At 68.0% G+C, this 22,623-nt stretch carries 19 protein-coding genes and 1 pseudogene; all 20 read left to right on the forward strand.

Annotated elements, in window-relative coordinates; genetic code table 11:
• Positions 1-314: 314 nt before the first annotated feature.
• Positions 315-4,190 carry a phosphoribosylformylglycinamidine synthase gene (gene purL, locus D103_RS0100635; protein ID WP_018875425.1) on the forward strand — a complete coding sequence of 1,292 codons (3,876 nt, stop codon included), beginning with the start codon at positions 315-317 and terminating at the stop codon, positions 4,188-4,190.
• Positions 4,191-4,256: 66 nt separating this feature from the next.
• Positions 4,257-4,793, forward strand: coding sequence for a PilZ domain-containing protein (locus D103_RS0100640; RefSeq protein ID WP_018866242.1), 537 nt, complete (start codon positions 4,257-4,259; stop codon positions 4,791-4,793).
• A 90-nt stretch (positions 4,794-4,883) separates the two neighbouring features.
• A pseudogene (locus tag D103_RS13325) lies at positions 4,884-6,256 on the forward strand (sigma-54 interaction domain-containing protein).
• A 208-nt stretch (positions 6,257-6,464) separates the two neighbouring features.
• Positions 6,465-7,835, forward strand: coding sequence for a sigma-54-dependent Fis family transcriptional regulator (locus tag D103_RS0100650; protein ID WP_018875427.1), 1,371 nt, complete (start codon positions 6,465-6,467; stop codon positions 7,833-7,835).
• A gap of 128 nt (positions 7,836-7,963) precedes the next feature.
• Positions 7,964-8,302 (forward strand): flagellar hook-basal body complex protein FliE, encoded by a 339-nt coding sequence (gene fliE / locus D103_RS0100655; RefSeq protein ID WP_018875428.1) that lies wholly within the window; start codon positions 7,964-7,966, stop codon positions 8,300-8,302.
• A gap of 32 nt (positions 8,303-8,334) precedes the next feature.
• Positions 8,335-9,999: a flagellar basal-body MS-ring/collar protein FliF gene (gene fliF, locus D103_RS0100660; RefSeq protein WP_018866245.1), complete on the forward strand. Its 1,665-nt coding sequence runs from the start codon at positions 8,335-8,337 to the stop codon at positions 9,997-9,999.
• On the forward strand, positions 9,989-10,999 hold the full coding sequence (gene fliG / locus D103_RS0100665; RefSeq protein ID WP_018866246.1) for a flagellar motor switch protein FliG: 1,011 nt from the start codon (positions 9,989-9,991) through the stop codon (positions 10,997-10,999). The genes fliF and fliG overlap by 11 nt, the downstream gene beginning before the upstream one ends.
• Positions 10,996-11,715, forward strand: coding sequence for a FliH/SctL family protein (locus D103_RS0100670; RefSeq protein ID WP_018875429.1), 720 nt, complete (start codon positions 10,996-10,998; stop codon positions 11,713-11,715). The genes fliG and D103_RS0100670 overlap by 4 nt, the downstream gene beginning before the upstream one ends.
• Complete coding sequence (locus D103_RS0100675) at positions 11,712-13,094, forward strand: FliI/YscN family ATPase (RefSeq protein WP_018875430.1); 1,383 nt, start codon at positions 11,712-11,714, stop codon at positions 13,092-13,094. Before D103_RS0100670 ends, D103_RS0100675 begins: the two co-directional genes overlap by 4 nt.
• Complete coding sequence (gene fliJ, locus D103_RS0100680; RefSeq protein WP_018866249.1) at positions 13,091-13,537, forward strand: flagellar export protein FliJ; 447 nt, start codon at positions 13,091-13,093, stop codon at positions 13,535-13,537. The genes D103_RS0100675 and fliJ overlap by 4 nt, the downstream gene beginning before the upstream one ends.
• Before the next feature lie 65 nt (positions 13,538-13,602).
• Positions 13,603-14,697 carry a flagellar hook-length control protein FliK gene (locus D103_RS0100685; protein ID WP_018875431.1) on the forward strand — a complete coding sequence of 365 codons (1,095 nt, stop codon included), beginning with the start codon at positions 13,603-13,605 and terminating at the stop codon, positions 14,695-14,697.
• A 291-nt stretch (positions 14,698-14,988) separates the two neighbouring features.
• Positions 14,989-15,486: a flagellar basal body-associated protein FliL gene (gene fliL / locus D103_RS0100690; protein WP_018875432.1), complete on the forward strand. Its 498-nt coding sequence runs from the start codon at positions 14,989-14,991 to the stop codon at positions 15,484-15,486.
• 10 nt (positions 15,487-15,496) lie between these two features.
• On the forward strand, positions 15,497-16,471 hold the full coding sequence (fliM, locus tag D103_RS0100695; protein WP_018866252.1) for a flagellar motor switch protein FliM: 975 nt from the start codon (positions 15,497-15,499) through the stop codon (positions 16,469-16,471).
• An 11-nt stretch (positions 16,472-16,482) separates the two neighbouring features.
• Complete coding sequence (gene fliN, locus D103_RS0100700) at positions 16,483-17,067, forward strand: flagellar motor switch protein FliN (RefSeq protein WP_018875433.1); 585 nt, start codon at positions 16,483-16,485, stop codon at positions 17,065-17,067.
• 2 nt (positions 17,068-17,069) lie between these two features.
• Positions 17,070-17,513: a flagellar biosynthetic protein FliO gene (gene fliO / locus D103_RS0100705; RefSeq protein WP_018875434.1), complete on the forward strand. Its 444-nt coding sequence runs from the start codon at positions 17,070-17,072 to the stop codon at positions 17,511-17,513.
• On the forward strand, positions 17,513-18,265 hold the full coding sequence (fliP, locus tag D103_RS0100710) for a flagellar type III secretion system pore protein FliP (protein ID WP_018866255.1): 753 nt from the start codon (positions 17,513-17,515) through the stop codon (positions 18,263-18,265). The genes fliO and fliP overlap by 1 nt, the downstream gene beginning before the upstream one ends.
• A gap of 9 nt (positions 18,266-18,274) precedes the next feature.
• Complete coding sequence (gene fliQ, locus D103_RS0100715; protein WP_018866256.1) at positions 18,275-18,544, forward strand: flagellar biosynthesis protein FliQ; 270 nt, start codon at positions 18,275-18,277, stop codon at positions 18,542-18,544.
• Between the two features lie 4 nt (positions 18,545-18,548).
• Positions 18,549-19,322 carry a flagellar biosynthetic protein FliR gene (gene fliR / locus D103_RS0100720; RefSeq protein ID WP_018866257.1) on the forward strand — a complete coding sequence of 258 codons (774 nt, stop codon included), beginning with the start codon at positions 18,549-18,551 and terminating at the stop codon, positions 19,320-19,322.
• A 1-nt stretch (position 19,323) separates the two neighbouring features.
• Positions 19,324-20,475 (forward strand): flagellar biosynthesis protein FlhB, encoded by a 1,152-nt coding sequence (gene flhB, locus D103_RS0100725; protein ID WP_018875435.1) that lies wholly within the window; start codon positions 19,324-19,326, stop codon positions 20,473-20,475.
• Complete coding sequence (gene flhA / locus D103_RS0100730; RefSeq protein ID WP_018866259.1) at positions 20,475-22,577, forward strand: flagellar biosynthesis protein FlhA; 2,103 nt, start codon at positions 20,475-20,477, stop codon at positions 22,575-22,577. The genes flhB and flhA overlap by 1 nt, the downstream gene beginning before the upstream one ends.
• The last annotated feature ends 46 nt before the right edge of the window (positions 22,578-22,623 follow it).

The raw sequence follows: 22,623 nt of genomic DNA on the forward strand, positions 1-22,623 counted from the left end.
GAAGCTCACGAAGGCACGAAGGAGGGCCAGGTCAAGAGCGGTCTACAGGAAGACGGGGCGCTTGGGAAGGGTTTGGATAATTTGCTCTGGAATGGACCGGTCCGCGGGGCCGGGGCATCTATGAGATGACCTGCGCTAGCTTCCTGGCTTCCCGCGGGTCGCCCTTGAACTTCTTCGTGCCTTCGTGTGCTTCGTGGTGAAAATGCCGTACTTCGGCTTCGAATGGGGCAGATGCGCCGGGTTGGCAGGTCCCGCGCGGGGGGCGGGTCCGGTACAATGCGCTGCTTTTGGCACGTCCGGTTCGAGGAAGCGCAATGCGGGTTGTGGAAGGGGGCGCGGCGGTCTCGCCGTTTCGGCTGCGGGCTCTGGAGGCAGGGCTGCGGGCAAGCGTACCGGGCGCGGGCCCGCTGGCCGCGCGGTTTGTCTATTTCGTGGAGACCCGGCGGCGGTTGACGCCGGACGAGGAGGCAGTGCTGACGCGCCTGCTGCGCGAGGGCGAGATCTGGGTGGCGCCCGAGTTCGCCGTGCAGCGGGAGCTGGTGGTGATCCCGCGCTTCGGCACGATCAGCCCGTGGTCGTCAAAGGCCACCGAGATTGCCCATCACGCCGGGCTGGAGGACGCGGTCGAACGGATCGAGCGCGGCATTCACTGGCAGATCGGGGGCGACGCGGCGGCCGGCGCGGACCTGGAGTCGCTGGCCGCGCTGCTGCACGACCGCATGACCGAGGCGGTGATCGAGGATCCCGCGGCCGCGGCACAGCTCTTTCACAGCGAGACGCCGCGCTCGCTGGCGCGCGTGGAGCTGGGCGAGGACGCCCGCGCCGCCCTGGAGCGCGCGAACGGGGAGCTGGGACTGGCGCTGTCCCCGGACGAGATCGACTACCTGGCGGACGGATACTCCGCGCTGGGGCGTGCTCCGACCGACGCCGAGCTGATGATGTTCGCGCAGGCGAACTCGGAGCACTGCCGGCACAAGATCTTCAATGCCGCCTGGGTGCTGGATGGCGAGGCCGACGAACGCACGCTGTTCGGGATGATCCGCCAGACCCATGCGCGCCATCCCGAGGGGGTGTTGTCGGCCTACAGCGACAACGCCTCGGTGATCGCCGGTCACACGGGCGTGCGCCTGATGCCGGATGCGATCACCGGTGAATACCGACGTGAAACGCTGGATCTGCCGATCCTGATGAAGGTGGAGACCCACAACCACCCGACCGCGATCTCGCCGTTCCCCGGCGCCGCGACGGGTTCCGGGGGCGAGATCCGCGACGAGGGCGCCACCGGGCAAGGCTCCAAGCCGAAGGCAGGGCTTACTGGCTTCTCCGTATCGAACCTGCGGATCCCGGGCCGCGAGCAGCCCTGGGAGCGCGACTTCGGCCGGCCCGGGCGCATCGAGAGCGCGCGCCAGATCATGCTGGATGGCCCGATTGGCGCGGCGGCCTTCAATAACGAGTTCGGCCGTCCGGCGCTGGCCGGATACTTCCGTACGCTGGAGATGGCGCTGCCGAATCCGGCGGGTGGCGAGACGCTGTACGGTTACCACAAGCCGATCATGCTGGCCGGCGGGGTCGGGTCGATTCGTGGCGAGCACGTGCACAAGCAGGATGTGCCGGCGGGGACCCCGATCGTGGTGCTGGGCGGTCCGGCCATGCTGATCGGCCTGGGCGGCGGGGCGGCCTCGTCCATGGCCAGTGGCGCGAGCTCCGAGCAACTGGATTTCGCGTCGGTACAGCGCGGCAATCCGGAGATGGAGCGCCGCTGCCAGGAGGTGATCGATCGCTGCACGGCCCTGGGGGCGGGCAACCCGATCCTGTCGATCCACGACGTGGGCGCCGGCGGGCTGTCCAACGCGATCCCGGAGATCCTCGACGACGCCGGGCGCGGGGGCGTGATCCAGCTCCGGGACCTGCCGACCGCGGAGCCCGGCCTGTCGCCGATGGAGCTGTGGTGCAACGAGGCGCAGGAACGCTACGTCCTGGCGATCGCCGCCGAGCATCTCGAGACCTTCCGCACCCTGGCCGCGCGCGAACGCGCGCCGTTCGCGGTGGTGGGCCGGGCGACCGACGAGGGCCACCTGAAGGTCGAGGACAGCCTGTTCCACGAACCGCCGGTGGACATGCCCATGGGCATGCTGCTGGGCAAGACGCCGCGGATGACGCGCGAGGACCGGCGCCTGCTACCGCCGGAAACGGCGTTCGATGCCGAGGCCTGGCCACTCGCCGAGGCGCTGGAACGGGTGCTGCACATGCCGTCGGTGGCCGCGAAGCACTTCCTGATCACCATCGGGGACCGCAGCGTGGGCGGCCTCGTCGCACGCGATCAGATGGTGGGGCCGTGGCAGGTCCCCGTGGCGGATTGCGCGGTGACGCTGACCGACTTCGACGGCTATACCGGCGAGGCGATGGCCATGGGCGAGCGCACGCCGCTGGCGATCCTGTCGGCCCCGGCCTCCGGGCGTATGGCGATCGGGGAGGTGGTGACCAATCTGGCGGCGGCGGATATCGACGGTACGCACGCGATCCGTCTGTCCGCCAACTGGATGGCCGCGGCCGGCGTGCCCGGGGAGGACGCCAACCTGTTCGACACCGTCCGCACGATCGCGGAGGACCTGTGCCCGGCACTGGGCATCTCGATCCCGGTGGGCAAGGATTCGCTGTCCATGCGGACGGTCTGGGAGACCGCGGACGGGCAGGCGCGGCACATGCACGCGCCGGTATCGCTGATCGTATCCGGGTTTGCCCCGGTGGCCGATGCGCGCCGGACGCTGACGCCGCAGCCCGACCCGGAGGCCGATGACCGGCTCTGGCTGATCGATCTGGGGGAGGGCCATGGCCGCTTGGGCGGCTCCGCCCTGGCCCAGGCCTACGGGCAGGTCGGCGCGACCCCGCCGGACGTGGTCGATGCCGCACGCCTGCGCGCCTTCTTCGAGGCCATTACGACCCTGCGTCGCAACGGCCTGCTGCGCGCCTATCACGATCGCTCCGACGGCGGCCTGATCACGACCCTGCTGGAGATGGCCTTTGCCGGGCGTTGCGGGCTGGAGATCGCGGTCCCGGAGGGTCAAGCGCCGGGGGCGTGGTTGTTCAACGAGGAGCTGGGCGCCGTGGTGCAGGTCGCGCCCGGTGCCGAATCGGCCCTGCGCGACGCGATGGCGGAGGCTGGCCTGGAGGCGCATCTGCTTCCGGTGGCCCGACGGACCGACGACGAGCGCGTGGTGATCCGCCATGGCGACCAGGAGGCCTTCTCCGCCACGCGCGCGGCGTTGCAGCGCCACTGGCAGGAGACCTCGGCCTGGATGCAGCGGCTGCGGGACGATCCGGAGTGCGCCGACGAGGAGCTCGCCCGGGTGGACGCCGACGGCGGCCTGCAGCCGCGGGTCACCTTCGATCCCGCCGAGGACGTGGCCGCGCCGATGATCGCGCGCGGCGAACGCCCCCGAATCGCGATCCTGCGCGAGCAGGGGGTTAACGGGCAGCTGGAGATGGCGGCGGCCTTCGAGCGCGCGGGGTTTGCCCCGGTGGACGTGCACATGACCGACCTGCTGGACGGTCGCCAGGATCTGGGTTCGATGCAGGGCGTGGCCGCCTGCGGCGGGTTCTCCTACGGCGATGTGCTGGGTGCCGGGGGTGGCTGGGCGCAGACCATCCTCAACCACCCGGCGCTGCGGGATGCCTTCCAGGCGTTCTTCGAACGCCCCGAGACCTTCACCCTGGGGGTTTGTAATGGCTGCCAGATGCTGTCCCACCTGGCCCCGCTGATTCCGGGGGCGGGCCACTGGCCGCGCTTCGTGCGCAACCGTTCCGAGCAGTTCGAGGCGCGCCTGTCCCAGGTGCGGATCGAACCGGGCCCGGCGGTCCTGCTGGAGGGCATGGCCGGCTCGGTGCTGCCGGTGGCGGTGTCGCACGGGGAGGGGCGTACCCACTATGCCGACGGGGTGCCGATCCACGACCAGGCCGCGCTGCGCTATGTGGAGGCCGATGACACGCCGGCGTCGCAGTACCCGGCCAACCCCAATGGCTCCGTGGGCGGCGCCACGGGCTTTGCCAGCGAGGACGGTCGCGCGCTGATCATGATGCCACACCCGGAGCGCGTGTTCCGGACCGTGCAGCACAGCTGGCACCCGGCGGACTGGGGCGAGGACGGACCGTGGCTGCGGCTGTTCCGCAATGCGCGCGCATTCGTCGGCTGAAGCGCGCCGGGCCGATGGTCTATAACGAAGGCATTTGGTCGGCGGACAGACGAGGCGGGTACGGACATGGATGACGCCAGCAAGGACGAATTCCTCGGGGAGGACCTGCGGGTTACGACGACCCTCATGATCGGCCCGTCGCAACGCCCGGTTACGGACCCCGTGCTGGCGCAGCGCCTGATCGAGAGCCTCGACCTGTTCGACGACGCACACCCGCGCGGAGCGATGCCCCACGAGGACGAGGGCGCCCCCGAGGTGCAGCGCCTGGAACACAAGCTGGACCTGCTGCTGCATCTGGTGGCGGAGTCGCTGCACCCGGAACGCCCGGACCCGGTCGAGCTGGTACTCAGCGGGCGTGGCATGGTGCTGCCCGCGGGCACGCTGCCCGAGGATTGCGAGCGGGTGGAGGTCTATCTGAGCCGCTTGCTGCCGCAGCCCTGCGTCCTGGGTGTCGAGACTCCGACAACCCGCGGAGGCCAGCAAATGACTCGCTGGACGGGGGTCGAGGGGCCTCTGGAAGAGGCGCTCGGGCGGTGGATCTTCCGCCTGCACCGCCGCGAGGTGGCGGAGAAACGCCAGAAAGTTGACGGCAATCGCAATTAGACAGGATACTGCGAACTCGATCACATCATCGGATGCGGGCCGGGCGTCACCCGTTGCCACATCCGGTCGCGAACATCGGGGCACAGCGGTATGCGGGATCCGGGCGAACAGCAACAGGCGATGCGTATTGCACTCAGCGGTGACTCGGGCACGACGGATGCCACCCGGGCGATCCTGAACTGCCTGGGCTGCGAGGCCGAGCATCAGCCGGCCACTGGCACCTTCGAGAACGTCGCCCCCGCCGCGATCTGGCTTTGTGGACCCGCCGCCGAGCTGTCCGCCCGGCTGCAGGATGCACGAACGGAAGACGCCGCGGTGGTCGTGCAGCCTACCGACGGGGCGAGGTCCAGGGCGAAGGGGTGGACTGCGTGGTGGAGCACCCGCTTTCCATCGCGCGGGTTTCGCAGGTCCTGCAGTGGCTTCGGTTCGGCCGCGAGCCGGGATACGACGACATGCCCGGGCTGGTCGGGTCGCATCCGACCATGCAGGCGGTCAAGCGCCTGGTGGGCCAGGTGGCCCGCACCGACGCCACCGCGCTGATCCTGGGCGAGACCGGCTCGGGCAAGGAGGTGGTGGCCCGCGCCATCCACAACGCCTCGGACCGGGCGGACAAGCCGTTCGTGGCGGTGAACTGCGGCGCGATCCCCGGAGACTTGCTGGAGAGCGAGCTGTTCGGGCACGAGAAGGGCGCCTTCACCGGCGCCTTCACGGCCCGCGCGGGGCGTTTCGAACTGGCCGAGGACGGCACGCTGTTCCTGGACGAGATCGGCGACATGCCGTTGCCGATGCAGGTGAAGCTGCTGCGCGTATTGCAGGAGCGCGTCTTCGAGCGTGTGGGTTCCAACAAGTCGCTCCCGGCGCGGGCCCGGATCATTGCCGCCACCCATCGCAACCTGGATGACGCGGTGGCGGATGGCAGCTTCCGCCAGGATCTGTTCTTCCGCCTCAGCGTGTTCCCCATCGAATTGCCGCCCCTGCGCGAACGCACCAGCGATATGCCGCAACTGATCAGCGCGCTGGAAGAACGGCTGCGCGAGCAGGGCATGACCCCGGCCCACCTGACGCCGGCCGTAGTCGCGCACCTGGGGCAGCTCAACTGGCCCGGCAATATCCGCGAGCTGGCCAATCTGCTGGAACAGCTGGCGATCATGTATCCCGACCTGCCGGTGGACCTCGCACAACTGCCCCCCCGGGTCCGGCCGGAAGGGATCGAGGATCTGGCCGTGACCTCCCCCACATCCGGCGGCACCGAGTCGGGGTCGGCGGGCGCCAGCCTGCTGGCCGGTGGACTGCCGCCGGAGGGGGTGGATCTGCGCAGTTTCCTCAACGATCTCGAACGCGACATGATCGTCCGTGCGCTGGACGAGACCGGACACGTGGTCGCGCGCGCGGCGCGTCGTCTCGGGATGCGCCGCACCACACTTGTCGAGCGCATGCGCAAGTTCGGGCTCGGCAAAGCCTGAGCCGGCCTCGGGCCAGACGGGCCAGACGGGCCCGGACCGTAGTGGAGGTCGGGATCCCGTCACCACAAGCCCTGAATTCCCGCGCGATGGTCGACGGATGCTTGACGGATCGGCCTCCCGGTTTGGATAAAACCCCGCTTAATCAATAACCTGTAACGATGGCGCGTTTTTTGCTGAACCTTCCCCGAATCTCTATGGGAAGACGTTCATGTCGCGAGCCACAATCCTGTTGGTGGATGCCGATCCGGCACTGCGCGAGGCCGTGGTCCGGGTCCTGGCTACGATTCCTCGAGTCCGACTGCAGGCCTGCAAAGCGGCCGACCTGCCGCAAACCGTGGAAGGGGTCCGTCCCGCAGCGGTGCTGCTGGGCGGTGACCCCGCCCTGAGCGGAGAAGCCCTTCCCGAACCGCGATCTTGCGTCGCCGCGATCAGTCTGGAGGCCAGTCGCGAACGCGAGCTGTCGGCCATGCGAGCCGGGGTGGACGCGCACTTTGCCCTGCCGGAGATGGCGGACACCCTGGCCGAGTGGCTGCGGCCGCTGCTGGTCTCGGCGCAGGAATTCGAGGCGCCGACGCTGGTGGCTCGCAGCGCGGCGATGCAGGGGATCGATCGTTTTGTATCTCGGATCGCGCGCAGCGCCGCCACGGTCTTCGTGACCGGCGAGTCAGGGGTGGGCAAGGAGGTGCTGGCGCGGCAGCTGCACGCGCGCTCCCCCCGCAGCCGCGGGCCGTTCGAGGCGATCAACTGCGCCGCGCTCCCGGAGGCCATGCTGGAGGCGATGCTCTTCGGGCATGCCAAGGGCGCCTTCACCGGCGCGCTGGAGGCCCGGCCCGGCAAGTTCCAGCGGGCCCACGGCGGGACCCTGCTGCTGGACGAGGTGACCGAAATCCCCGTGCACCTGCAGGCCAAGCTGCTGCGGGCGCTGCAGGAGCGGGAGGTAGAGCCGCTGGGCGGGCGCCAGGCGCAGCGTGTGGATGTACGGGTGATCGCCACCTCCAATCGCGATCTGCGCGAGGCGGTGGCCGAAGGCCACTTGCGCGAGGATCTGTATTACCGCCTGAACGTCTTCCCGCTTTGCATCCCGCCGCTGCGGGAGCGCCCGGAGGATATCGTGCCACTGGCACAGGCCCTGCTGCGGCGGCTGAGCCGCGGGCGCCTGGGGGAACTGGACGCCGCGGCGCAGCGGCGACTGCGGGAGCACGACTGGCCGGGCAATGTCCGCGAGCTGGCCAATGTGATGGAGCGCGCGATCACGCTGCACGAAGGCGATGACGACCGGGTGACGCTGGAGGCGGTCTGGCTGGATGCGGACATGCTGGCGCCCTGGAGCTCGGGCGACTCCGGCAATCAGGCGATCCGGATGAACACGCCCGAGTGGTCGGCCAGCGACGAAAACCCGACGCCGATGCTGGAGCAGACCCTGCAGACCCAGGAGAGCCGGGTGATCCTGAATGTCCTGCGCGAGTCCGGCGGGCGGCGCAAGGAGGCCGCGGACCGACTGGGAATCAGCCCCAGAACATTGCGTTACAAGATTGCGCGCCTGCGCGAGAACGGCTTTGCGGTTCCGGCGTCGGGATGACGCCCAGCGAGGCTGGCATATGGATTGCTTGGAGTTTTGAAGAAAACGGTAAGCCGCGCACATGGGAGCACAAGGGTTCCGTGCAGAGCGCCGGGTCGCCATAGCGAGAACCCCCGAGGGTAGGAAAGATGAGCGAGATGCAGATTCAGAACGTCCTGCAGCAGATGCGTCAGCTGACGCAGACCAGCGGGATCGAGGGGACCAACCCGGCCCAGCCCAATCGCGAACCGCAGCGGGTGGGCGGGGTGGATTTCCAGAACGTGCTGACCGAGTCGCTGCGCGGCGTGAACCAGACCCAACAGGCCGCTACGGATCTGCAGACGCGCTTCGAGCTGGGCGACGACAGCGTCAGCCTGCCGCAGGTGATGACCGCAATGAGCAAGTCCAGTATCGCCTTCGAGGCGACCAACCAGGTACGCAACCGGCTGCTGACGGCGTACCAGGAAATCATGCGGATGCAGGTCTGATCGGCCGGACGGGCTGAGGGAGAGAACGGACGATGGCCGACAATGCACAGTCCCTGCCCGCGGTGGTGACCGGGGGATTCAAGGAGTTCAACGGGATGCCCGCGGGCCGCCAGCTTGCCCTGATCGGGATGCTGGCCGGCGCGATCGTGGTGATCGTGGCGCTGCTCTACTGGGCCATGCGCCCCACCTACGTGCCGCTGTTCCCGCGCATGGACGCCGAGGACGCGGCCGAGGTCGTGCAGGTGCTGTCCCAGGCCGGCATCCAGTACCAGGTGGATTCCACGACCGGGCAGGTGAAGGTCCCGCAGGGCGATGTCGCCGACGCGCGGCTGCAGCTGGCCGGCGAAGGGCTGCCGCGCTCCGGCGACCTCGGCTTCGAACTGTTGCAGGAGGACACCGGGCTTGGCACCAGTCGGATGATCGAGGGGGCGCGTCATCACCGGGCGATGGAAGGCGAGCTGGCGCGCACGGTCGCCTCCCTGGATGCGGTGGATCGCGCGCGGGTGCACATTGCCGAGGGGGAACAGTCGGTGTTCGTGCGCGACCGCCGGCCGGCCAGCGCCTCCGTGGTGGTGCACCTGCGCGGCGGACGATCCCTGAGCGAGACGCAGGTGGGGGCCATCGTGCATCTGGTGGCCTCCAGCACCTCGGATCTGGATCCCGAGCGGGTCACCGTGGTCGACCAGCGCGGCACGCTGCTGACCCAGGACGGCGGCGAGGCGGGCATGGGCGGCAGTGGCGATCGCCTGAACTTCACACGGGATGTGGAGAACCGCTATACCGACCGCGTTCGGGATCTCCTGATCCCGATCGTCGGGCGCGACAAGGTGCGCGTTCAGGTCAATGCCGATATTGATTTCTCGCGCGTGGAGCGAACCGAGGAGCTGTACGATCCCGAGACCATCGCGCTGCGGTCCGAACAAAGCCGGGAGGAAGAGCGCACGGGTCCCGAAGGCGGTGCCGGGGGCGTCCCGGGCGCGCTGACCAATCAGCCCCCCGAGGGCGGCGTGGTCGGGGAAGAGGGCGAGGAAGGTGCCGCTGCTCCGGCGCCGCTCCCGGGCAGTCGCAGCACCAACGTGACCAGAAACTACGAGGTCGATCGCCGCATCAACCACATCCGCGAGATGCCGGGCGGCGTGCGCCGGGTCTCCACCGCGGTGGTCGTGGACTTCCGTCAGGAGGTCAACGAGGACGGCGAGACGGTGCAGGTGGCGCGGGACGCCGAGGAACTGGAGCGCATCGAGGCATTGGTGCGCGAGGCGGTTGGATTCAACGCCGAACGAGGCGATACGATCAATGTGGTGACCGCGCCGTTCGAGGCGCCCGCGGACGAGATCCCGGCGGAGGAGATCGCCTTCTGGGAGCAGCCCTGGTTTATCGAGGTGCTGAAGATCGTGGCGGCGCTGTTGCTGGCCCTGATCATCCTGCTGACGGTGGTGCGCCCGGCAATGAAGCAACTGATGAAGCGTCCGGCACCGCCCCCGCGGCGCGAGGATGACCGCGAGGCCCTGACCGACGAGTCCGGCGGCGAGGCCGGCATGGGGCCGAGCGAGGGTTCGGCCGTGGCCGCGCTGACGGGTCCCAAGGGTCCGGATCAGCAGGAGATGGATCTGGAGGCCGTGCGCGAGATGGTCCGCGAGGATCCCAAGCGCGTGGCGCAGGTAATGAAGACCTGGTTGGGTGACGATGGCCGCTGACAAGAACTCCAAGCTGGAAGGCGCCGAGCGCGCCGCCGTGTTCATGATGAGCCTGGGCGAGGATGCCGCCGCCGAGGTCATGCGCCACATGGGGCCCAAGGAGGTGCAGAAGATCGGCACCGCCATGGCCTCGATGGACCGCATCTCGCGCAGCGATGTGAACGCCGCGCTGCACGAGTTCTCCACCCATGTGCAGGAACAGACCGCGCTGGGCGTGGGCGCCGACGAATACGTGCGCAGCGTCATGGAGAGCGCGCTGGGCGACAAGGCCTCGGGCCTGATCGACCGCATCCTGCTGGGACGCAATTCCAAGGGCATCGAGGCCCTCAAGTGGCTGGACCCGCGCGCCATCGCGGACATGCTGCGCAATGAGCATCCGCAGATCGTGGCCATCGTGCTGTCCCATCTCGATTCCGACCAGGCCTCCGACACCCTGCAGTACCTGCCCGCGCGGGTGCAGTCCGACATCGTGATGCGCATCGCCACCATGGATGGCGTGCAGCCCCAGGCCCTGCAGGAACTCGACGAGATCCTCGACCGGCAACTCTCCGGTAATGCGGCGAGCAAGACCTCGATGCTGGGGGGCGTGCGCTCGGCGGCCAACATCATGAACCTGATGGAGGGTTCGCGGGAGGCCGAGATCATGGAGACGATCAAGGAGTCGGATTCCGATCTGGGCACGCGTATCGAGGAAGAGATGTTTGTCTTCGATAACCTGGTGGATATCGACGACCGTGGCATCCAGACGCTGATGCGCGAGATCCAGACCGAATCCCTGGTGCTTGCGCTGAAGGGCGCCGACGACGACCTGAAGGACAAGATCTTCCGCAACATGTCCAAGCGCGCCGGCGAGATGCTGCGCGAGGACCTCGAGGCCAAGGGCCCGGTCCGAGTCAGCGAGGTCGAGGCCGCGCAGAAGGAGATCCTGTCGGTGGCTCGGCGCCTGGCCGAGAACGGCGACATTGTGCTTGGCGGTGGCGGTAGCGAGGCCATGTTGTGAGCGACAGCTCGGCGGCCAGGCTGTATACCGACGCCTCGGCGTCGCTGTGGGAGCCGCCGGAGATCGGTGACGACGGTGTCCATCCCCCGCGCCGTCTGCCCACCGCCGCCGAGATCGAGGCGATCGAGGAAGAGGCGCGCAAGAACGGCTTCGAGGCTGGCTATGCCGAGGGCCACGAACTGGGCCAGAAGGAGGCGGAAAAGGCCGCCCGGGCGCGCGAGGACAAGAAACTGCGCGAAACGGTGGCCGCACTGGAGGCGGTGGCCGGCAGTCTCGCCGATCCGCTGGCCGATGCAGCCGACGCCCTGGAGCCGGAGCTTTTGGCCCTGGTGACGGTCCTGGCGCGCAAGGTCGTGCAAAGCGAGCTGGAGTCCCGGCCGGAGCAGATCCGGGCGGTTCTCGAGGGCGCGCTGGCTCAGTTGCCGGGACGCAACCAGGAGGTGCGGGTGCATCTGAACCCGGAGGACCAGGGGCTGGTCGAGACCTACGCCGAGCGCGCGGACGCGCGCATCACCTGGGTCCCGGATCCGGGCCTGGCACGCGGCGGGTGCCGGGTGGAGGCGGGCGCGGCGAGCGTGGACGCGAGCCTGGAGCGGCGCTTGCAGCATGCGGTCGAGGCCCTGTGGAACGGCGAGTATGCCCCGGCCGCTGACACCGAGCCCCGGGATGACAGCGCCCATCAGGCATCCGACCGCCCGGATGCGGAGGAGTCATGAGCACTCCGATCGACGAACTGCGCCGCAAGGGCCGCGAACGTCTGAGCACGGGGCTTCTGGACCGGTTGCAGCAGTCCCGGGGTCGCGTGGAGCGGGTCAACCCGCCCCAGGCGGAGGGGCATCTGTCGCGCCTGACCGGCCTGACGCTGGAGGCCGAGGGTCTGCGCCTGCCGATTGGCGGGCGCGCCCTGATCCACGGCGAAACCGGGGAGCCGGTGCCGGCGGAGGTGGTCGGTTTTCAGAACGAGCGCACCTTCCTGATGCCGGAGGAGCTGGCGACGGGGCTGACGCCCGGGGCGCGCATCGAACCGCTGGACAACCAGCGCCAGATCCCGGTGGGCGAGGGGCTGCTGGGACGGGTGATCGACGCCAACGGGGCGCCCCTGGATGGCCAGGGGCCGATCCGTACCCATGATTTTGGGCCACTGGCCGGGCGTCCGATCAACCCTCTGCAGCGCGCGCCCGTGCGCGAGCCGCTGGATGTCGGGATCCGGGCGATCAACGGCCTGCTGTCGGTGGGGCGCGGCCAGCGGCTGGGCCTGTTCGCGGGTTCGGGGGTCGGCAAGAGCGTTCTGCTGGGCATGATGACGCGCAACACCACAGCGGACGTAATCGTGGTCGGCCTGATCGGCGAGCGTGGTCGCGAGGTGAATGAGTTCATCCACGAGATCCTGGACGAGGAGTCGCGTACCCGTACCGTGGTGGTCGCGGTTCCCGCGGATCAGTCGCCGCTGCTGCGCCAGCATGGTGCCTGGGTGGCCACGGCGGTGGCCGAGCATTTCCGGGACCAGGGGCTGCACGTGCTCCTGCTGATGGACTCCCTGACCCGGTTTGCCCAGGGGGCGCGGGAGATCGCGATGGCCATTGGCGAGCCACCGGCTTCCAAAGGCTATGCGGCGTCGGTGTTCGCGCGCCTGCCACAGCTGGTGGAGCGAGCGGGCAATGGCGATGTCGGCGGGGGCTCGATCACGGCCTTCTACACCGTGCTGGCCGAGGGTGATGACCAGAACGACCCGATCGTGGACGCAGCGCGGGCCATCCTCGACGGTCATGTGGTGCTCTCGCGGGAGATCGCGGAGACGGGCCGCTACCCGGCCATTAATGTCGGGGCGTCGGTCTCGCGTGTGATGTCGTCACTGATCACTCCGGAACACGAACGCGCGGCCCGCCGCTTTCGTGATCTGGCCGCCACCTACATGCGCAATCGCGACCTCATCGCGGTGGGGGCCTACCGCAAGGGCGCCGATCCGCATCTGGACGAGGCGGTGGCGATGCATGAACGCCTGGAGGCCTATCTGGGGCAGGGCCGCGACGAGGCCGTCAGCTTCGACCGCGCCCGGGATGATCTGCTGGCACTGGTCGGGGGTGGCGCGGCATGAACCCGAAGCGCCTGGAGCGCCTGCTGCGGCTGCGCAAGATCGAGGAAAGCGAGGCGACGCGCCAGCTGGGCGAGCGGCTGCAGCAACTGGATGCCATCGCCGGCCAGCGCGAGCGCCTGGAGACCTATCAGCGGGAATACCTGCAGGCAACCCTGCCGGACGATGCCAATGCGCTGAAGTGGCTGGCCGGCATGCGCGACCAGCTGCGCTCCGCGCTGGAGCAGCAGGATCTGCGCATCCAGGCGGCCGAGTCCCAGGTGGAGACGGCGCGCCAGGAGTGGCTGGAACGCCATCGAAACAGCCTATCGCTGGAGAAGCTGCTCGAGCGCCGGCGGGCCGAGACCGCGCGGCATGACGCGCGGCGCCAGCAGACAGAACAGGATATGTGGGCCACCCGCCAGGCCCATGCGCGCGAGGCAGACGCGCGTTGGCAGGGTTCTTGAATGGACCCTGAGTATCGATTGAGGCATGGGCCCGGGGATGACCCCGGCAGACCGAGGATTCGGCAATGATCGCAACACAGAATACGGGCCAGGGCATGCTGCCGCTGCTGCAACTGCTGGGCGGCAGCTCGATGCAGGGCCTGGACGACCTGAAAGGCCTGCAAGGCCGCCTCAAGGGCCAGGACGGCGAGGACTTCCTGGCCATCCTGGAGCCCCAGATGGAGTCGCTGCTGGCCAGCCTGGGCGTTCCCGGCGAGGAACTGGAAGGCCTGGACCTGGAGGCGATGCTGGCGCGACTCCAGGACTTGCTGGACGGGCAGCCCCTGGCCGCGGATCCCGAAGGGGGTGGCAATACCTTGCCGGTCGCCGCGCTGATGGCTGCGACCCAGGAACCGGGACGAGCCGAGGTGCCCCGCGCCGAAGGTACCCCGGCCCGGGGAGGAGGCGAGGAGCGGGCCCTGCCGGTGAAGCCGCTGCCGGCCGCGGTCATGCGGCTGTTCGTCGAAGCGGCCCAGGCCAATGCCGGACGGGATGGCGCGGTTGCCCTGAAGCCCGACGTGGTGGGTGCGCAGGGAGGCATGGCCCGCGACAACGTCCTGGAGATCCTCGCCCAGTGGATGGGGCAGGGGGGTGACGAGGCGCGCCGCGGCCGTTCCGACCCCCTGAGCGGGGTGCTGCCGGCCCAGGGGCTCGGGCAGGCCGAAGGGACGGACGGGGCGCGGGCGCTGCCGCGCCTCGATCTGACACGACTCCTGCAGCAGCCCAACGGGGCCCGGGAGCTGGCCGACCAGGTTCGCATGCTGGCCCAGGCGCAGGGCGGGCGTACCGAACTCAAGCTGCACCCGCCGCAACTGGGCAGCCTGGATGTGCGTGTGCTGGTCGAGGGTGATCGCACCAGTATCCAGTTCATCAGTGCCAATCCGGTGACCCGCGAGGTGCTGGAGGCGGCCATGCCGCGCCTGCGTGACAGCCTGGCCGAGAGCGGCCTGATGCTGGACGATGCGACCGTGTCCGACCACGCGGCCGAGGAGCAGGCGGAGCAGGAGGCCGGCGAGACGGCGCTCGCGGCGGATGACGAGGCCGCCGAGGCCGAGGACCGCGAGGCCGCCGATGGCAGCACGCTCTCCATGCTGAACCGGCGCCTGGACCTGTTTGCCTGACCGGCCGTGCTTGGGTGCAGCCGCGGCCTGCGGCCGTGGCTGCAGGCCCGTTCCTGCGCTTATGCCGGCTTCCCCCATGTTCCCGTGTGCCGCCAAGATTCCGTCTTTCACGGCGGCCGGGCGGCCGATTCTTGACGTTCTTCATGTTTTCCGCGCCCGCGTTTACCCCGGAAAACCGCCAGTAAACAAGCGTAACTGACGGATTACAAAGACTAAAACGACTTCTGGCATCAGCCTTGCTATGGTCTGTACCGAGAACGAATCCTCGGTTTACCGGACAGCGGGTGCGATATGGCAGAGAAGGAAGTCAATCTGGACGACGACGAAGGCGGCGCCCCGAAGAAGGGCGGGAAGGGCAAGCTGATCGTCCTGATCCTGGTCGTCCTGTTTCTCGTAGCCGGCGGTGCGGCCGCCGCCTGGTTCTTCCTGATGGCGGACGGTGACGATACCGAGCAGGTCGAAGCCGGCCCGCCCGAGCGGCTGTACACCAGCCTCGAGCCGATGACGGTGAACATCGAGGCCCCGGGGCGCATCCGCTACCTGCGCGCGGAACTGTCGCTGGTGACCCATGACCCGGCGGTCGCCGAGGCCTTCGAACGACACCTGCCGGCAATCCGAAACGACCTCCTGGGCATCCTGGCGGAACAGCGCTACGAGGATCTCAATACCCGCGCGGGCAAGGAGGCCCTGGCGGAAGAGCTGAAAGAGACGATCGCCGGGATTCTGCGTTCCCGCGATGCCCCGGACGCGGTCGAGGCCGTGCTGTTCAACGAACTGGTGATGCAGTAGGAGCCCCGTCATGGCACAGACGGATATCCTCAGCCAGGACGAGATCGATGCCCTCCTGCACGGCGTGGACGAGGGCGACGTCGAGACCGAAGACCCGTATCCGAGTGATGGCCAGGCACGCGAATTCAACTTCGCCACCCAGGACCGGATCGTGCGTGGGCGCATGCCCACGCTGGAGATGATCAACGAGCGCTTCGCGCGCCACCTGCGGGTCCGTCTGTTCAACGTGCTGCGTCGCTCCGCCGAGATCTCGGTGGTCGGCACCCGCATCACCAAGTTCTCCGAGTACATGCATTCGCTGTTCGTGCCCACCAGCCTGAACCTGGTGCGCGCGCATCCGTTGCACGGTACCGGGCTGTTTGTGTTCGACCCGAAGCTGGTGTTCATCCTGGTGGACAACTTCTTCGGCGGCGACGGGCGCTACTACACCCGCATCGAGGGGCGTGACTTCACCCCGATGGAGATGAAGGTGGTGCACGGCGTGCTGGAAGGCGCGTTCGAGGACATGCAGAAGGCCTGGCAGCCGGTCATGGAGCTGGAGTTCGAGTTCCTGAACTCCGAGGTCAACCCGCAGTTCGCGAATATCGTCTCGCCGACCGAGATCGTGGTGATCAGCGAGTTCCACATCGAGCTCGACGGGGGCGGCGGCAACCTGCACGTGACCCTGCCGTACTCGATGATCGAGCCGATCCGCGAGCAGCTGGATACCGGTATCCAGTCGGACCGCTCCGACGTGGACCAGCGCTGGATGCACGCACTCCAGGAGGAGATCCAGACCGCCGAGGTCGAGATCAGCTCCATCCTGGCCGAGACCGAGGTGACCGTGCGCGAGCTGCTGGATATCCAGCCGGGCGACATCATCCCGGTTGATCTCCCCGAAAAGATTTCCCTGCAGGTCGAAGACATCCCGATGTTCCGCGGGAAGTTCGGCGTATCCAATGGGCTGAATGCGATCCAGATTTCGGAACGGATCATCAAACGATAGAGGGCCGCAGCATGGCAGACACCGACGATCCCAAACAGGACACCCCCGGCCCCGACGCGGAGGCCGCCGCCGAGAATCCGGAGACGGAGGGCGGTTCCGATGACCAGGCCCTGGCCGACGAGTGGGCGGCCGCCCTGGCGGAGCAGAAGGACGAGGATGGCGAGGCAGCCGCCGACCCCGACGCGCTGCTGAACGAGGCACAGGGCGGGGCGTCCGAGGACCCGGCGCAGGAAGCGCCGAAGGCCGAGAAGCGGGAACGCAAGCACAAGCCGGACCCGGGCGCGGAGGCCCTGCAGCCGGAGCAGCTCTCCGGCGTGGTGCAGGGCGACGGGGAGGAGCTGAACCTGGAGATGGTCCTGGATGTACCGGTGACCATCTCCATGGAGATCGGTCGCACGCGCATCCCGATCCGCAACCTCCTCCAGCTGAATCAGGGCTCGGTGGTGGAGCTGGACCGCCTGGCCGGCGAGCCGCTGGACGTGCTGGTGAACGGGACGCTGATTGCGCATGGCGAGGTGGTGGTGGTCAACGAAAAGTTCGGTATCCGGCTGACCGACGTGATCAGCCCCAGCGAACGGATCCGCAAGCTTAAATAGCCATGAATCAACGCTATACGCACATCGCGGCCCTCGTCCTGACGGCCGTTACGGGGAGCCTCTGGCCACTGACCGCCCTCGCCGAGGGGGGTAGCGGCGGCGCCGCCGGGTATCTGGCCCAGCTGATCGGCGGTCTGGTCCTGGTGATCGGCGCGATCGTGGTGCTGGGCTGGGTCCTACGGCGCACACAGGGCGGGCTCAATCGCGGCTCCCAGGTGATCGAGATCGTCGCGGCGCGCTCGGTGGGCGCGCGCGAGCGCCTGGTGCTGGTCCAGGTCGGGGACGAACAGGTCCTGGTCGGGGTTGGGCCCGCCGGCATGCGCACGCTGCACACCATGAACGAACCGGTACTGGCCCCGGCCGGCGAGACCCCGGACTTCTCGAGCGCGTTGAAGCGCGCGGTGACGCGGCGTGCGCCGGTCACCGGCGAGCGGGGGCAGTCGTGATGTCGGTGCTGCTGCGGATTGGGCTGGGGCTGGCTCTGCTGGCCCTGCCGGGCCTGGCCGGAGCGCAGGTCGCGCAGGGCATCGAGGCCCTGACGGTGACCACCAACGGGGATGGTGGCGAGACCTATTCGGTGACGCTGCAGATCATCCTGCTGATGACGCTGCTGACCCTGCTGCCGTCGATCCTGATCATGATGACCGCGTTTACGCGCATCCTGGTGGTGCTGGCCATCCTGCGCCAGGGCCTGGGTACGACCCAGACACCGTCCAACCAGATCCTGATCGGTCTGGCGTTTTTCCTGACCCTGTTCGTGATGGCCCCGGTGTTCGAGGAGATCTACGACACCGCGTTTGTGCCCTACGTGAACGAGGAGATGGGGACCGAGGAGGTGCTGCAGGCCGGGGTGCAGCCCCTGCGCGAGTTCATGCTGGCGCATACCCGCGAGAGTGACCTGGCGATGTTCGCCGAGATCAACGGGATCGACGGCTTCGAGGATGCCGACGATATCCCGCTAAGCCTGCTGGTGCCGGCGTTTATCACCAGCGAACTCAAGACCGCGTTCCAGATCGGCTTCCTGATCCTGATCCCGTTTCTGATCATCGACCTGGTGGTGGCCTCGGTCCTGATGTCGATGGGGATGGTGATGCTCTCGCCGCTGATCATCTCGTTGCCGTTCAAGGTGATGCTGTTCGTTCTGGTCGATGGCTGGGCGCTGATGATGAACACCCTTGCCACCAGCTTTTTTGTTTAGGAGGTTCCGATGACACCTGAATTGGTGGTCGATATCGGGCGCGAGACGCTCACGGTGGTGGTTCTTCTGGCCGCGCCGCCGCTGCTGACCGCGCTGGCGGTGGGCCTGGCGATCGGCATGCTTCAGGCCGCCACCCAGGTGCAGGAAATGACCCTGTCGTTCATCCCCAAGCTGCTGGCCATGTTCGCGGCCCTCCTGATCAGTGGGCACTGGATGCTGGCGCTGCTGATCGACTACACCGAGCGCCTCTACGAGGGCGCGCCGGGGATGGTGGGGTAGACCGATGACTCTGGCGGCGGAACAGCTGGTGCTGTGGGTGGGGGCGGTCCTGTGGCCGTTCGCGCGCATTGGCGCCATGCTCGTCGCCATGCCGATCTTCGGCGCCGACACGGTCAACGCTCGGGTGCGCATGGGGCTGGCGCTGCTGCTGGCCATCTTCGTCGCCATGCAGGGGCCGGTGCTGCCGGATATCGACCCCCTGAGCCTCGAAGGCGTGGTGGTAACGCTGCACCAGATCGCGATCGGGGTGTTCATGGGCTTCATCCTGCAGATGGTCTTCTCCGCCGTGACCCAGGCGGGCGAGGTGATCGCGCTGGGCATGGGGCTGGGTTTCGCGTCCATCGTGGACCCGGCCCAGGGCGTGCAGGTGCCAGTGGTGTCGACCATCTTCGTGATCTTCTCGACCCTGCTGTTCCTGGCGATGAACGGCCATCTGATCGCGCTGGAACTGATGCTGACCAGCTTCGAGACCATGCCGATCGCGCCGACCGGCCTGAACGCGGAGGCCTTCTACGCGCTGGTCGCGTTCGGATCGACGATGTTCGTTGGAGCGGTGCTGGTGGCGCTTCCGGCGGTCGCCTCGCTGCTGCTGGTGAATATCTCCATGGGCGTGATCACCCGCGCCTCGCCGCAGCTCAACATCTTCGCAGTGGGCTTCCCGATGATGATCCTGATCGGCTTCGTGCTGCTCATGTTCACATTTCCGGGGCTGCCGGAACGCTTCGGGGAGCTGATGCTCGAGGCCTTCCACCTGATGCAGACCCGGATGGGGTTCTGACATGGCCGAGAACGAGAACGGGCAGGAAAAAACCGAAGAGCCCACTCCGAAACGCCTGCGCGAGGCGAAGGAGAAGGGTCAGGTCCCGCGCTCGCGCGAGCTCAGCACCTTCCTGGTGCTGATGACCGCGGGGGCGTTCATGTTGATGTACGGCCCGAACATGGGCGCGCAACTCGCTGAACAGATGAGCAGTCGTTTCGATTTCGATCCCGAAATGGCGTACGACTCCTCGCTGCTGCTGCCCTACCTCGCCCAGGAGATCTTCCGCACCCTGCGCACGTTGTTTCCGCTGTTCGGGGTGTTGATCGTTGCGGCCGTGATGGCGCCGATCGTGATCGGGGGCGCGAACTTTTCCTGGAAGGCGGCGGCCCCGAAGGCCTCCAAGCTGAATCCCGGAAAGGGGCTCAAGCGCATCTTCTCCTGGCAGGGGCTGATGGAGTTCGGCAAGACCTTCGCCAAGTTCGTGCTGATCTCCAGCGTCGCGGTCGCGGTGCTCGCCACCTTTTCCGATCGCCTGCTGATGCTGGGCTACGAGCCGATCCATCAGGGTATCGCGCATACCGCCCAGCTGGTGCTGGGGACCTTTATCGCGGTATCGGCCGCGCTGATCGTGGTCGCCGCCATCGATGCGCCGTTCCAGATGTGGAACCACCAGAAGCAGCTGCGCATGACCCGCCAGGAGGTCAAGGACGAATACAAGGAGACCGACGGCAAGCCGGAGGTCAAGCAGAAGGTCCGCCAGCTGCAGCAGGAGATGGCGCAGCGGCGGATGATGGAGGAGGTCCCGAAGGCCGACGTGATCATCACCAACCCGACCCATTACGCCGTGGCCATCGTCTACGAGGCCTCGCGCATGGCGGCGCCCAAGGTAGTGGCCAAGGGCGCCGACGAGGTCGCGGCCTCGATCCGTGCGGTCGCCGACGAACACGCGATCGTCCGCGTCGAGGCGCCGCGCGTCGCCCGCGCGATCTATTTCACCACGGACCTGAACCAGGAGATCCCCAACGGCCTGTTCGTCGCCGTCGCACGCATCCTGGCCTATGTCTACCAGCTCAAGCGGGCCGACGCCGACGCGCAGATGCCGGATGACCTGCCAGTGCCGGAGGATTACCTCGATCCGGACAAGCAGCGCGGCAAGCGGAGGGATCGCTGATGGCCTTCTTCGACCGCCTCGGGAACGTCGGCAAGTGGGGACTCGGCGCGCCGATCCTGCTGATCGCCATGCTGTCGATGATGGTGCTGCCGCTCCCGCCGCTGGCGCTGGACGTGCTGTTCACCTTCAATATCGCGCTTTCGCTGGTGGTGATCATGGTTGCGGTGTATACGCCGCGGCCGCTGGAATTCGCCGTGTTCCCGACCGTGTTGCTGGTCGCGACGCTGCTGCGCCTGGCGCTGAACATCGCGTCTACGCGGGTGATCCTGCTGGAAGGCCATACCGGGACTGACGCGGCGGGCAAGGTGATCCAGGCCTTCGGCGACTTCGTGGTGGGCGGCAACTACACCGTCGGCCTGGTGGTGTTCGCCATCCTGATCATCATCAACTTCGTGGTGGTCACCAAGGGCGCGGGGCGCGTCTCCGAGGTCAGCGCCCGCTTCACCCTGGATTCCATGCCCGGCAAGCAGATGGCGATCGACGCCGACCTGAACGCCGGCATCCTGACCCAGGAAGAGGCGCGCAAGCGCCGCGAGGAGATCGCCAGCGAGGCGGACTTCTATGGCTCCATGGACGGGGCCTCCAAGTTTGTTCGCGGTGACGCGATCGCCGGCATCCTGATCCTGTTCGTGAACATCATCGGCGGCCTGACCATCGGGGCCGTCCAGCACGGCATGACGATCGGCGATGCCGCGACCAATTACGTGCTGCTGACCATCGGCGATGGTCTGGTCGCGCAGATCCCGTCGCTGGTGCTGTCCTCCGCGACCGCGATCATCGTGACCCGCGTGACCAGCAGCCAGGACATGGGGCAGCAGGTCTTCGGCCAGATGTTCTCCAACCCGCGCGTGCTGTACGTGGCCGGGGGTGTGATCGCCGCACTGGGGATCGTGCCGGGCATGCCCAATGCCGTGTTCCTGGGCCTGGCCGCGCTGATCTTCGGCGGGGCATACCTGCTCAAGCGCCAGGCCCGCGAGGCCGAGGTGGAGGTGGAGCGCATCCCGCAGGAGGACGAGGGCGGGGCCCGGTCCGAGGATCGCGACCTGACCTGGGAAGACGTGCCGCCGGTGGATCTGGTGTCGCTGGAGGTGGGCTATCGCCTGATCCCGCTGGTGGATCGCACCCAGGACGGCCAGCTGATGGGCCGGATCAAGGGCGTGCGGCGCAAGCTCTCGCAGGAGCTGGGATTCCTGCTGCAGCCGGTGCATATCCGCGACAACCTCGAACTGAGCCCGAATGCCTACCGCATCAGCCTGCTGGGCGTGACCGTGGCCGAGGCCGAGGTCTTCCCCGAGCGCGAACTGGCGATCAATCCGGGCGAGGTGTTCGGGACGGTGCCGGGCACGCCGACCAAGGACCCGACGTTCAATCTGGATGCGCTGTGGATCGACCCGGCGGACCGCGACCAGGCCCAGGGTGCCGGCTATACCGTGGTCGACTGCGCCACGGTGATCGCGACCCATCTGTCACAGGTGTTCCGCGAGAACGCGCATCGCCTGATCGGCCACGAGGAGGCGCAGCACCTGCTCGACCAGCTGGCGCGCCATTCGCCGAAGCTGGTGGAAAACCTGGTGCCCAAGACGCTGTCCCTGTCCATCGTGCTGAAGGTGCTGCAGAACCTGCTGGCCGAGCAGGTCTCGATCCGCGACCTGCGCACGATCGCCGAAACCCTGGCAGACGAGGGGGTCAAGAGTCAGGATCCCGGCACTTTGACCGCGGCGGTGCGGGTGGCCCTGGCGCGCTCGATCGTGCAGGACCTGGTGGGGCCGGAGGACGAGCTGCCCCTGATCGCGCTGGATCCGTCGTTGGAACAGCTCTTGCATAAGTCCCTGCAGGGGAGCTCGGGCGGCACGGTTGGACTGGAGCCCGGGCTGGCGGAGCGGCTGCAGCGCTCGGTGGCCGATGCGGCCCGCCGCCAGGAGACGGCCGGACAGCCGGCGGTCCTGGTGGTGGCACCGGAGATCCGCTCCTGGATCGCCGGGTGGCTGCGCGGCGCGGTCCGCAGTCTGACCGTGCTGGCCTTCACCGAGATTCCGGACAATCGCCGGATCCGGGTGGTCGCCACCGTCGGCCAGGAAGAGTCGCAGAAGCAGTCCGCCTGAACAACACGATGAAGGGTTCCGCCGCGCGAGCGGCGCAGGAGAAAAA

The sequence above is a fragment of the Thioalkalivibrio sp. ALE31 genome (genome assembly GCF_000377405.1).
Lineage (GTDB): Bacteria > Pseudomonadota > Gammaproteobacteria > Ectothiorhodospirales > Ectothiorhodospiraceae > Thioalkalivibrio.